Annotated in this window: 11 protein-coding genes; 3 read left to right on the plus strand and 8 right to left on the minus strand. The window is 68.1% G+C overall.

Annotated elements, in window-relative coordinates:
• Window positions 1–7 precede the first annotated feature (7 nt).
• The 7 genes from DKG74_RS05475 to DKG74_RS05505 form a co-directional block, all read right to left on the minus strand.
• On the minus strand, window positions 8–1,081 hold the full coding sequence (locus DKG74_RS05475) for an ABC transporter ATP-binding protein (RefSeq protein ID WP_109903433.1): 1,074 nt from the start codon (window positions 1,079–1,081) through the stop codon (window positions 8–10).
• Complete coding sequence (locus tag DKG74_RS05480; RefSeq protein ID WP_109903435.1) at window positions 1,078–1,866, minus strand: ABC transporter permease; 789 nt, start codon at window positions 1,864–1,866, stop codon at window positions 1,078–1,080. Before DKG74_RS05480 ends, DKG74_RS05475 begins: the two co-directional genes overlap by 4 nt.
• Complete coding sequence (locus DKG74_RS05485) at window positions 1,863–2,759, minus strand: ABC transporter permease (protein WP_165837540.1); 897 nt, start codon at window positions 2,757–2,759, stop codon at window positions 1,863–1,865. The genes DKG74_RS05480 and DKG74_RS05485 overlap by 4 nt, the downstream gene beginning before the upstream one ends.
• Window positions 2,760–2,788: 29 nt before the next feature.
• The gene (locus DKG74_RS05490) at window positions 2,789–3,904 is read right to left on the minus strand and encodes an ABC transporter substrate-binding protein (protein WP_109903439.1); all 1,116 of its coding nucleotides are present in this window, start codon (window positions 3,902–3,904) and stop codon (window positions 2,789–2,791) included.
• A gap of 65 nt (window positions 3,905–3,969) precedes the next feature.
• Window positions 3,970–5,763, minus strand: coding sequence for a hydantoinase B/oxoprolinase family protein (locus DKG74_RS05495; RefSeq protein ID WP_109903441.1), 1,794 nt, complete (start codon window positions 5,761–5,763; stop codon window positions 3,970–3,972).
• A gap of 13 nt (window positions 5,764–5,776) precedes the next feature.
• Window positions 5,777–7,864 carry a hydantoinase/oxoprolinase family protein gene (locus tag DKG74_RS05500; RefSeq protein ID WP_109903443.1) on the minus strand — a complete coding sequence of 696 codons (2,088 nt, stop codon included), beginning with the start codon at window positions 7,862–7,864 and terminating at the stop codon, window positions 5,777–5,779.
• Window positions 7,861–9,147, minus strand: a complete 1,287-nt coding sequence (locus tag DKG74_RS05505; protein WP_109903445.1) for an aminotransferase class III-fold pyridoxal phosphate-dependent enzyme — start codon at window positions 9,145–9,147, stop codon at window positions 7,861–7,863. Before DKG74_RS05505 ends, DKG74_RS05500 begins: the two co-directional genes overlap by 4 nt.
• A 195-nt stretch (window positions 9,148–9,342) precedes the next feature.
• Here DKG74_RS05505 and DKG74_RS05510 point away from each other — a divergent pair, with 195 nt between their 5' ends.
• Window positions 9,343–10,068, plus strand: coding sequence for a GntR family transcriptional regulator (locus DKG74_RS05510; RefSeq protein ID WP_109903447.1), 726 nt, complete (start codon window positions 9,343–9,345; stop codon window positions 10,066–10,068).
• Window positions 10,068–10,469: a RidA family protein gene (locus tag DKG74_RS05515; protein ID WP_109903449.1), complete on the plus strand. Its 402-nt coding sequence runs from the start codon at window positions 10,068–10,070 to the stop codon at window positions 10,467–10,469. The genes DKG74_RS05510 and DKG74_RS05515 overlap by 1 nt, the downstream gene beginning before the upstream one ends.
• Window positions 10,470–10,519: 50 nt before the next feature.
• Here the strand turns inward: DKG74_RS05515 and DKG74_RS05520 are convergent, their stop codons facing one another.
• Window positions 10,520–11,332 (minus strand): beta-keto acid cleavage family enzyme, encoded by an 813-nt coding sequence (locus tag DKG74_RS05520; RefSeq protein ID WP_109903451.1) that lies wholly within the window; start codon window positions 11,330–11,332, stop codon window positions 10,520–10,522.
• 98 nt (window positions 11,333–11,430) lie between these two features.
• Here DKG74_RS05520 and DKG74_RS05525 point away from each other — a divergent pair, with 98 nt between their 5' ends.
• Complete coding sequence (locus DKG74_RS05525) at window positions 11,431–12,366, plus strand: LysR family transcriptional regulator (RefSeq protein WP_109903453.1); 936 nt, start codon at window positions 11,431–11,433, stop codon at window positions 12,364–12,366.
• Window positions 12,367–12,368: the final 2 nt, after the last annotated feature.

Raw genomic sequence — 12,368 nt, forward strand, 5'->3', positions numbered from 1 at the left:
CGCCCCGTCACAGGACGACGGCAGCTTCCGCAGCCAGGGTACAATCGACCGTCTGGCCGGGCACCAGATCGAAACCGCCGAGACTGAGAGCCTCCAGCGTCGTACCGGCGATCTCGAGCGTGAGGCGGCTGGTGCCGCCGGTATTCACGACACCGGCCAGCCGCGCATCGCGCCAGGTCGGCGCCGGCTGGCTGCCGGCCGGGCCGACCTCGACGTGCTCGGGGCGGACCAGCAGCCGGGCCGAGGCCCCGACCGCAACGCGACTGCGCGCGACCACGAAGGCTCCCGCCACCTCGAACAGGGGCAAATCGTCAGTCCCGCCCGCGCGGCGCCCCTCGACGATGGTGCCGTTGCCGAGGAAGGTGGCGACGAATTCGGTCGCCGGCCAGCGATAGAGTTCGGCGGGCGGGCCGTATTGCTCGAGCTTGCCGCCCTGCATCACGGCGATACGGTCGGCCATGGTGAAGGCCTCTTCCTGATCGTGGGTGACGAGAAGCGCGGTGACGTTCAGGCGGCGCAGCAGGCGCGCCAGCTCTTCCTGCAGCCGCCCCCGGATCTGCCGGTCGAGCGCCCCGAGCGGCTCGTCCAGCAACAGGATGCCGGGGTGGACGGCCAGGGCGCGCGCCGTCGCCACGCGCTGACGCTGGCCGCCGGACAATTGCGCGATGTTCCGGTCCGCCAGGGCTTCAAGCCCGACGATGGCAAGCATTTCGAGCGCCCGCTTCCGCGCCTCCGCCTTCGCCACGCCCCGGACGCGGAGTCCGAAGCCGACATTTTCGAGCACGGAGAGATGGGGAAAGAGGGCATAGTCCTGGAACACGGTCGCCGCGTCGATCTTCTCGGGCGGCAAGCCCATGACGGAATTGCCGCCGATCCTGATGTCGCCACCATCGGCCGCGATCCGCCCGCCGACCATGCCAAGCAGCGCCGTCTTGCCCGAGCCCGACGGGCCGAGAATGGCGACGATTTCCCCCGGTTCCACCGCCAGGCTGACATCGTCGACGGCCAGGAAATGGCCATAGGCTTTCGAGACCTTGTCGATTTCGAGGGCATGGCCCTTGCGCAGAGGGGACACGGTCATTTCGAGCCTCGAAGCAGACGGGTGACGAGCGGCAGGACAGCGAGCGCGGCAATGGCGACCACGGCGGTCGAGAGCGCGGCATAGGCGAGAACCGTGGGCGGCAAGCCGTTCCGCTGCAACGAATAGACAAGCATGGGCAGGCTGTTCACGCCCCGGCCGGTGAAGAAGGCGATGGCCCATTCATTGAACGACAGCAGAAAGGCGAGCAGCGCGCCCGAGCGGATGCCGGGCCAGAGAATGGGCAGGGTAACGAGGCGCAATGTGGTGAAGGGCCCCGCGCCGAGATCCCGCGCCGCGGCATCGAGCGCCGGATTGTAGCGATAGAGCGGCGCCATCACCATGAGCGTGACGAAAGGCGTGGCATAGATGACATGCCCGAGGATGACCGTGCCGAAGCCGAGCGGCAGACCGATCTCGACGAAGGTGACCTGCAGCCCCGCGGCGAGGACGAGGACCGGCACCACCAGGGGCAGGAAGCCAAGGCCGGCCAGGACGCGCTTGAAAGGCACGGCGGCACGCACGACGAAGAAGGCGAACATGGTGCCGATGACGGTCGCCGCCACCATCACCGACGCGGCGATCGTGACCGAGGCGACGAGGGAATCGCCGATCCGGCCGTCCGCAAGCAATTTCACGTACCAGTCGGTGGTGAAACCGGTCAGGGGGAAGGCGTAAAAGGGGCTCGGATTGAAGCTGAAGAGCGTGAAGGTGACGATCGGCAGCAGCGAATAGACCAGCATCGCGCCGGTCACGGCGGCCGGGAACCAGTGGAACTCCCGCCTCATCGCGCACTCCCGGCACCGGTGGACCCCGCGCGCATGGCGATGCCGATCCGCCCGGACAGGCGGGCCAGCGCCGCCGTCACGAGGGCTAGGGCGAGGATGGCGACGCCCCCCGCGACGATCAGCACGATGGTCAATGTGCTGCCCATGGGCCAGTTCAATGCGTGGAAGAACTGGTCGCGGATTTCGGTCGCGGCCAGCCGGCCCGAAGTGCCGCCCAGGATTTCCGGCTCGAGCACGGTCGAGATCGTCGGCACGAAGACGAGGATGGCCCCGGTCCAGATGCCCGGCGCGGCGAGCGGCAGCACGATGCGCCAGAACACCGTGGCCGGCCCGGCGCCGAGATCGCGCCCGGCCGCGAGATAGCGGTCGTCGATCATCTTCATGGCGAGAAAGACGGTGAAGAGCATGAAGGGAAAGGCGTTGTAGGTCATGGCGACGATCACGGCCGGCCGGCCGTAGAGCAGGGCCATGATCGGCTCGTCGATCACGCCAAGGCCCTGCAACACCGTGTTGACGAGACCGCTGCGCCCGAGGATGCCGCGCCAGGCCACGGTGCGGACCAGCGGTCCGACCAGGAAGGTCACGGCGACGAGCGCCAGCACCGCCGCCTGCACCCGCGCGGAGAGAACGCATTTGGCGAGGTAATAGGCCGCCGGCACCGCGATCGCGATCGAAAGCAGGACAACGCTCAGAGCCGTGCCGATGGTGCGCAGAAGCACCGCCGGCCGGTCCGACCCCTCGCCCAGCACCACGCGGTAATTGTCGAGCGAGGGAAAGCCCCCCTCGCCCGAAAACGACATGAGCAACAGTCCAGCCAGCGGCAGGATGAAGAAGCAACCGATCATCAGCAGCCAGGGGGTGCCGGACAGCCAGGATCGCCAGGTCTCGTTCATCGCGTCTCCATCCCTCCGCCGGTGGCCCGTCAGGCGTTCAGTACCTTGTCCCAGGCCTTCTGATAGAGGTCCGGCTGGGTCGGCGAGGTCCACCATGCGGCCTTGGCGAGGAAACTGTCGTAATCGTCAAGGCCGAGCGTCTTCACCAGATCCTTGTCCATGGCGGCGATGGCCGAGGTCGATGTGGTGAGATAGCCGATGCTCTTGCCGAGCACGGCGCCATAGGTATCGCCGATCAGATAGTCCATGAAGGCCATCGTCGCTTCCTCGGTCTCGCCTTCCGCTTCCTTGGTCATGAAGGCGGCGTCGTACCAGGCCAGTTCGCCCTGCTTGGGGTGCGCCCAGCGCACGTCGATGCCATGCTGCTTGATGTCGAGCAGCATTTTCCAGCCCCAGCAGATGGTGACCTCGCCGGTCGCCATCAGATTCTTCAGGTCGCCGATGTCGTTCCAGTAGGAGCGCACCAGCGGCTTCTGCTTGATCAGAACCTTGGTGACCTCGTCCAGTTCCTTCTCGCTCATGGCGAAGGGCTTTTCGATGCCGAGATAGAGGGCGGTGGCGACCAGACTCTCGAACAGGCCGTTCGGCATCGCGATCTGGCCCTTGTACTTCGGGTCGAACAGCGCGCCGAGATCGTCGATTTCCGTCTTCAGGGCGTCGAAATTGTAGACGACTGAATCCGTGCCCCAGGCATAGGGAATGCCATGGGGCTTGCCGTCGAAGGCAAGGCCGCCCGCGGTCTTGAAGGCGGGGATCATCTTGTCCCAGTTCGGCATTTTCGCGGTGTCGATCGGCTTCAGGACACCTTCGCCGTAAGTGATGTCCGAATGGTAGGAGCCGTCGGTCATCACATGGACGCCCGCCCCGCCGGCCCGCAGCTTGGTCACGAGTTCGGACGGGTCGGAGAAATATTCCGTCGCCACCTCGATGCCCGAAGCCTTCTGGAACGGCGACAGCATGTCCGGCTGGGCATAGTCGGCGTTGGTGCCCCAGACGATCTTCGACGCCTTGGCGAAAGCCGGCCGCGCGCCAAGGTGGCCCGCGGCGATACCGGCGACGCCGGCCAACGCCGCCGTCTTCAGGAAGTCTCGGCGCGACTGGGCCCAGGGGCCCGGGGCGGAAATCAGATGCGTGTTCCGTTTCATGTCTTACTCCCCAAATGGATCAGGCCCAGGTCTCGATTCCAGACATTCCTCCGGATATGCGCGGCTTATGTGCTGTGTGCCGCTTTCAGTGCCGCCCGGCGGGCGGTGGTGGCATCGGCGTCGACGGTCGGCTCGCCGTCAGCACCGCCCGCGACGAGGGTGACGCCATAGATCGCCTCCGCCCGCTCCACGGTTTCCCAATGTTCGATGACGTCGTGCAGCACCCGCGCCGGATCGCGATCCAGCGGATCGCCATAGCCGCCGCCCGAACAGTCCAGCCCCCGGATGCTCTCGCCCGGCTGCAGGGTGATGTTGGTCGCGGGTGGCAGTGGCGCCGTGCTGCCGTCCGCCCTGATGTGCCAGGCGACGGCCCGGGTGCCGTCGTGACCGCCGCGAACGCCCTTGGGCGGCGTCACCTGGCCGTCGCAGGGAAAGATCACGGTCATCGGCCGGTCGATGGGACCATAGGCGACATCGCCTCCGGGCGCGCCGCGGAAGCGCCCCGCCCCGCCCGAACCGGCCACGAGACGGACATGATGAAAGCGCATCGGGTGCTTCAGCTCGTCGATCTCGACCGAATCCCGATAGGTCAGGCCACTGCCGTCGGGCAATTCGTAGGTCACCCAGCCATCGGCCCGGGGACTGGCCGGGCCGCCGTTGTTGGCGATGATCAGCTGGTTCACGTAATCGCTGCCATCGCGCGGGTCGCGGCCCGAGATCACGGCCATGCCCGGCCCCATGCCGATGCCGCCCTCGGCGACGCCGTGGCCCTCGCCCAGGCTCGCCATGGCGGCCCCGACGCAATTGACCAGCCGGTCGGCGACATTGGTGGTCGCGACCGAACAGGAATGGGGAAAGGACGGGCGACCGATCACCTTGCCGTCGCCGAGCAGCATCTTCACCCGGCGGAAGGTGCCGGCATTCTTCGGGATGTCGGGCGGCAGGGAATTGAAGATCCCGGTCAGCACGGCCGAGATCGTGCAGGCTTCCGAGACATTCAGGCCGCAATCGACATTGTCGATATTGTCGCGCAGATCGACGGTGATCAGCGCCGCTTCCGGGTCGATCGCCATGTCGACCTTGATCGGGATGCCGTCCGGGATCACGCCTTCGATCGGATCGTGCGCACCATGATTGACGACATGGGCCGCCGGCATCCGGCGCACCGCATGGATCATGCGCTGCTCGGAATAATTCAGCCAGTCGGTGACGAAGCTCTTCACCACGTCCTTGCCGTATTTGGCGCAGAGTTCCTTGAGCCGCCGTTCGGCGATCCGGGCGGCGCCGAGGCCGGCCAGGAAATCGCCGTGCCATTGCGCGGGGGCACGGATGCGGGCCTCGCACATGCGGACGATGTCCCTGTTCATCTCGTAGGCCCGCTGGATGCGGACCGCCGGGAAGATCAGCGCGCCTTCCTCGTAGATGTCCTTTGCCGTGACGTGATAGGTGGTCGGCAGGGAATTGCCGATGTCGGCCTGATGGGCCTTGGCCACGGCGGTGAAGAGATGCTCGCCCTCGACGAAGACCGGCACCAGGAACGTGTGGTCGGCCGGGTGGGTATTGCCGCTGAAGGGATCGTTGTGCAGGAAGGCGTCGCCCTCGGCGATGTCGTCGTGCAGCCGGCACATGGTCGCCGTCTGCAGGCTGGCGCCGAAGGAATGGATCGGCAGGCCGTCGGCGCAGGCCAACAGCTCGTTGTCGGCGGTACAGATGCCGCAGGAAAAATCGCGCGCCGAATTGATCACGGCGGAGCGGGCGGCACGCAGCAGCGTGTTGGTCATCTCGCGCACGATGCCGTCGATGCGGTTCGAGATGACGGCGGTCAGGATCGGGTCGATCGCGGGCTTCGTCTCGCTCATGGCCTCTCTCCGATCACAGACAGGACAACAGGTAATTGCCGGTCGGGCTGACCGTGGCCGCCGTGCCCGGGTAGACGACCAGGGTGGTGGTCGCCTCCTCGACGATGGCGGGGCCTTCGATCCGGTGCCCGGGGGCGAGGTCGGCACCGCGATGGATCGGTGTTTCGACCGCGCCCTGACCGAAGAAACAGCGCCGCGTGGCAGCGACGGGCGGGGCGCCGTTGGCGACCGCGAGCCGCCGACGGCCCGCCTCCGTCGGCAGGGCGACACGCAGCCGGGCCTTCCAGTTGACGAATTCCACGGGACTGCCCGGATCGCGCACGGCGAAGACCCGCTCGTGCACACGGTGAAATGTCCCGACGAGCGCCGCGACGTCGCCAGCCGCCAGCGGCCGGGGATCGTCGATCGGCGTGTCGAGCTGCCAGACCTGCCCGAGATAGCGGGCCTCGGCGATGAAGGCGATTTCCGCCCGCGTCGCCGCTTCGGCCCCCAGCGTGGACAGGAAGGCGCGCAGCCGCCCGGCCAGATCGTCCAGCACCGCCGTCACCCGTGCCGCCTCGAAGGCGGCCGAGGAGGTGATCAGGGTCGCGGTTTCTTCCTTCACGATGTCCGCGAACTGCATCCCGGCGGCCGACAGGGCGGAAGCGGCCTTGGGCAGGACCACTTTCTCGCACCCCAGCTCCCGGGCGATGGGCATGATGTTGATGCCGGCGGCGCCGCCCCCGGCGACAATCGTGCTCTCGCGCGGGTTCACCCCCTCGGCGATGGTGATTTCATGGATCGCCTTGATCATCAGTTCGTTGGCGATGCTGATCATGCCCCAGGCGGTTTCCTCGATACCGCGGCCCATGCGACCCGCCAGGGGCGCGATCGCGTTCCGCGCGGCCTCGACATCGAGGGTCATGCGGCCGCCGAGGAAGGCGTCCGGATTGAAATAACCGAGCACGCAGGCGGCATCGGAAATCGTCGGCTCGGTCCCACCGCGGCCATAGCAGGCGGGCCCCGGCTCGGAGCCTGCGCTCTGCGGCCCGACGCGCAACATGCCGCCGTCGTCGAGCCAGCCGATGGAACCGCCGCCGGCCCCGATCGAGCGGATGTCGACCGAGGAAATGCCAAGCAGGTGGCCGGTCCAGGCCGGACCCAGCCAGGTATCGCGGCTATAGGTCAATTCGCCATCACGCACCAGGCCGACGTCGAAGGTGGTCCCGCCTGTGTCGCAGACGATGGCGTTGTCGCCCAGCCCCTCGATCGCGCTGAAGGTCGCGGCGGCGACGGGCGCCATGGCGGGGCCGGATTTGACCGTGTGGATTGGGGCGGCGATCAGCTCCTCGATCAGCATGACGCCGCCGACCGTGGTCGAGACCAGGATGTCGTTTTCGTAACCGCTGGCGCGCAGATCCTGTTCGAGCCCGCGCAGGTGCTCCTGCATCAGGGGCTTCAGCGAGGCGTCGATCGCGGTCGCCGAGGCGCGGCGATACTCGCGCACCACCGGCAGCAGCCGGTGCGACAGCGTATAGGGCACGCCCGGCAGCAACTCGTCGAGCAGCTGGCCCATGCGGGTCTCGTTGGCGGCATCGGCGATCGACCACAGGAAGCAGACGGCGACCGCCGCGTAGCCTCCGGCGGCGATCTCGCCGATCACCCGGCGCGCATCCGCCTCGTCGAGAGGCGTGGGGCGGGTGCCATCGGCCAGCGTCCGCTCGCTCACCTCGAACGTGTGACGCCGGGGGATATAGGGCGCGGGAAAATCCTGCGAAAAATCGTGGGCATTGGCCCGCCCGCCTTCGCGCAGCACCAGAATGTCGGGAAAGCCCCGGGTGACGAGCAGCGCCGTGCGGGCGGTCTTGCCCGTCACCGTCGCATTGGTCGCCCGCGTGGTGCCATAGGTGAAGAGGGTCGTTTGCGCCAGCAATTCGCCGAGCGACAGGCCGATCTCGGCAGCGGCGACACTCAGGGCTTCCCTCATGCCGTTGAAGATGCGGGCGTGGGTGGTCAGCGCCTTGCCGATGGTCATGCGGCCGTCGCTGCCGGTCACCAGCACATCGGTGAAGGTGCCGCCGGTGTCGACCGAGATGCGGAAGCGGAGCGCGGTATCGGTCATCGGGTCGCCTCCAGTCCGAAATCGAGGGCATCGAACAGGCGATCGAGTTCCGCGTCGGAGACGATCAGGGCCGGCGCCAGGAACAGGGACGTCTGTTCGCCACTGGTGCCGATCAAGGCCCCGGCCTCGGCCGCCCGGTCGGAAACGCGGGTTGCCACCGGGATATCGGCGCTGTCGCCGCGCCATTGGCGCCAGTCCGGCCCTTCCAGCTCGATCGTCCAGTGCAGACCGCGGCCGTCGATCCGCGTGATGGCCGGATGGCGCGCGGCCAGAGTCGCCATCCGCGCGGCGATACGCGCCTCGAGCACCCGCACCCGGTCGAGCAGACCATCGCGCACGAGCACGCGGAGGTAGGCGCGGGTCGCGGCGATCATCAGGGGATGGGCGCGGAAGGTGCTGTAACTCTGCCAGGTGCAGCCGGCCAGTTCGGCCATCATGTCCTTCGACAGGACCACGGCGCCGCAGGGCATGGCGCCGCCGGCCAGCGGCTTGCCCAGGGTCACCATGTCCGGCCGGCTGTCACCGCCCTGAAAGGCGAACCAGCGCCCGCTGCGGCCAAGCCCGGTCACCACCTCGTCGGCGATCCACAGCGCGCCGGCCGCGCGCGCCGCCGCCGCCGCCCGGTCCTGGTAATCGGCGTCGTGATAGATGCCGCCCTGGGTGTAATCGAGGATCAGGGCCGCGCAGCCCGCCAGCCTGTCCCCGGCATCGGCCAGCAGGCTGGCCGCGGGGCGAAGGTCGGCGCCCCGTCCCGCCCGCGCGCCTTCGGGCGCCGGCAATCGCCGGACATCGAAGGGGATCGGCGCCGGCCGGATGCCACCCGACAGGCGGGACAGGCCGCCATGCCATTGCGGCTGGGTGGTGACGGCACGCGACAGGCCGGTGAGGCCGTGATAGGCGCGTTCGCGCGTCGCCAGCGGCGTTCGCCCGGTGATGGCCTGGGCAAGCGACAGCGCCTGATCGTTCGCCTCGCTGCCCGAGAGGAAGAAGCGCACCGCGCCGACCCAGCCGTGTTCACCGGCGAAGGCGAGGTCGATCAGCTCTTCCGCCGCCGCCTCGCGCTCCCGCCAGTCCCAGCCTTCGCTGATCACCGGGGCGATCTCCAGCGTCTTGCGCAGGGCTTCCAGCATGTCGGGGTGACGATGGCCGAGCGGGCCGCCGGTGCTGCTGCCGTCGATCAGGCGGCGACCGTCGGAGAAGGTGAAATAGACCCCCTCGCCGCCGACGATCTGCGGGGCATCCCCGCTTTCGACATTCAATCCGGTGCGCAGCAGACGCTTCATCAGACGAGGCCTCGGTTCATTGATGCCTCGCAGCATAGTATCGAGTCTGTCGCCTGTCGACAGGCGACAGACGGTGGTCGACAAATTTATTTCCCTGTGTATGATCCTGCCATCGGACTTGGACGCCCCCCTGCGCCGCGGGCATGATGCCCGGGGCGCCGAACGGGGCGGACCCGCGTCGAGGGGAGTCGTTCTATGCAGCAGGCCGTGGTTCCGGACGAAGAGGTGTCGGTGGCGCCCCTGTCCACCGCCCGCCTGGCCGATCAGGCCTACGAGCAACTGCGGGAGATGATCGTCTCCGGCCGCTTCGCCATGGGCACCCGCCTGATCGAGGTGCAGCTGGCCAAGAATTTCGGCATCAGCCGCGCCCCCGTGCGTGAGGCGATGCGCCGCCTGGTCGAGGACGGGCTGGTCGACGAACGCCCCCGGGTCGGTTACACGGTCGCTGAATTCGATGCCGCGGCGGTGATTGATCTCTACAATGTGCGCCTGTCCCTCGAGGCGACCTCGATCCGGCTGGCGACGCGACGGGGCATGGCGACGGCGCCCCTGCGCGATCTGATCGACCGCATGGCGGCGGCGGCCCGGGCTGGCGAACAGGCCCGCGTCTCGCGCTATGAACTCGATTTCCACGCCGAAATCTGCCGGGCCAGCGGCAATGCCCTGATCGCCCACCTGTTCCATACGCTGGAGGGCCGGCTGCTGATGGCGATCGCCCTCGACAACGAGGGCCAGGCCGATCTGCAGGCGATCGCCACCGAGCACACCCCGCTGATCGCCGCGATCGAATCCGGCGACGAGCAGGCGGCTGCAGCGACGATGACCGGCCACATCCTGTCCACCGTGAAGCCCCTGATCCTGCGCCTCGGCGGCGATCCGGGGCAATTGCTCGTTCCCCTCGATCATTCGGAACCCGCCTGATGCCCGGACTCGATTTCGTGAACCCCGCCAGCCTGCCCGCGCCGGTCGGCCCCTATAGCCATGTCGTGCGCATCCCGCCCGGTTTCGAGCAGATCCATGTCTCGGGCCAGGTCGGCACGGCGTCCGACGGCAGCCTGCCCCCCGATATCGAAGGTCAGGCGGAAAATTGCTGGCGCAACCTGGAAGCTGCCCTCGCCGCGGCCGGCATGGAAGTCGGCGATCTGGTGAAGACCACCGTCTATCTGGTCGACGAGGGCGATCTCGCCGCCTATGGCAAGGTGCGGGCGCGCCACCTGGGCGCCGCCCGGCCCGCCTCCACCCTGATCATCGCCAAGGCGCTGGTCCGTCCCGACTGGAAGGTCGAGATCGAGGCGGTGGCGGCCAGGCCCCCCGCCCCCTGACGAACGGAAGCCGTCGCGGCGGGGTCTCGTCAGCATCCCCGCCATCATGGTCAGGCCGCGATGTTGAGCAGGCCGCGGGCGGCCGCCGGGGTCATCGGCGGGCGCTGGGCCAGGGCACAAAGGTCGGCCGCCCGGCCCACCAGTTCCGCGTTGTCGCGGACCGGACGGCGAACGGCGAAATGGATCGTGTCTTCGATCCCGACACGCAGGTTGCCCCCGGCCGAGAGCGCGGCCAGCATCACCGGCAGGGACGCCTTGCCGATCCCCGTCGCGGACCAGGATGTAACCTGCGGCGGCAGGGCCTGCAGCGCGGCCGCCAGCGTGGCCAGATCGCCCGGCATCCCGCCCGGCACGCCCATCACGAAATCGCAATGCACGCGTCCCCCATGGGGCAGGCCCTTCTCGTCGAGCAGCCGGCGCAGGTTCGCCAGATGACCCAGGTCGAAGATTTCATATTCCGGCACGATGGCGAGATCGCGCGCCCGCTGGTGCAGGGCGACGATGAAGGGCCAGGGATTGAGGAAGACCCCTTCGCCGAAATTGACCGTGCCCATCGAGATCGAACAGGAGTCGGGCCGGACGTCGAGCACGCGCAAGCGGTCGGCGTAACCATCTTCGATACTGCCGCCGGTCGAGAGCTGGACAATCAGCCCGGTGCGCCGCCGCAGTGCCGCGACCGCCGCCCCCAGCAGCGCCGGATCGAGGCTGGGCCGCCCCGCGCCATCGCGGACATGGACATGGATCATGGCCGCGCCCGCCGCTTCGCAGCTTTCACCGGCCGCGACAAGCGCGTCGAGGCTGGCCGGCAGGGCAGGAACGGCAGCGGCGTCCAGTTCCGCCCCCGTGGGCGCGACGGTGATCATGGTGCCCGGAGGCCTGGGCGCCCCATTGAAAGACTGCGGCATTTCCCCGTTCATTATAGGCTCTTTCGATAATCGAGGGCGACGGAGTCGGGAATACGGTGGACAAGCTGAACTGGAACCTGCTGCGGACTTTCGTCGCCATCGTCGAAAGCGGCGGCCTGTCCAAGGCCGCGACGCGGCTGCGCCGCAGCCAGCCGACCATCAGCACCGCCCTGAAGCAGCTCGAGGATCAGGTCGGCCACCGCCTGATCCGGCGCGGCGGCACGGTGTTCGAGGTCACGGCCGAGGGGATGGAGCTGTTTCGCGAATGCCGCGAGATCCTGTCGCGCATCGACCGCCTGAACGAGCGGATGGACGATGCCGGCCGGCTGGTCGCCGGCACCGTGAAGCTGCAACTGGCGAGCGGCATCGTCGCGCCCTTCTTCGATGCCTTCGTGACCGGCTTCCACCGCCGCTACCCGGGGGTGGATTTCGAGATGACGGTCGCCCCCAGCGTCGATATCCAGGAGGCGGTCGCCCGGGGCGACGCCACGGCCGGCATCTGTCTCAGCTTCAAGGAGCGGGACGATCTCGCCTATCGCCCCTTCACGCGGGAGCATTTCGGCTTCTTCTGCGGGCGCGACCACCGCCTGTTCGGACGGGCGGATGTGACGGTCGAAGACCTGCGCGACGAAGCCTTCGTCTCGTTCCAGACCGACCGCTTCAACGATGCCCTGTGGCCGGTCGCGCATCTGCGCATGAAGCTCGGCTGCCGGGGCAGGATCGCCGGCGTCTCGCCCTATCTCGAGACCATCCGGCGCATGGCGATCGCCGGCCTCGGCATCGCGCCCTTTCCCGTTCATGCCATGACGGGCGACGTCCGCCTCGGCCTGCTCCGGCAATTGCCGCCCTACGAGGGCCTGCCGGCGATCGACCATTTCCTGGTGACCCATCCGGGGCGCAGGCCGACAAGGGTGGAAGCCGTCTTTCTCGACGAACTCGACGCCGAATTGCTGCGCCTGCCGCTCGCCCTCAGAACCTATCCGCAGGACTGATC

The sequence above is a fragment of the Zavarzinia aquatilis genome (genome assembly GCF_003173035.1).
Taxonomy (GTDB): Bacteria; Pseudomonadota; Alphaproteobacteria; order Zavarziniales; family Zavarziniaceae; genus Zavarzinia; species Zavarzinia aquatilis.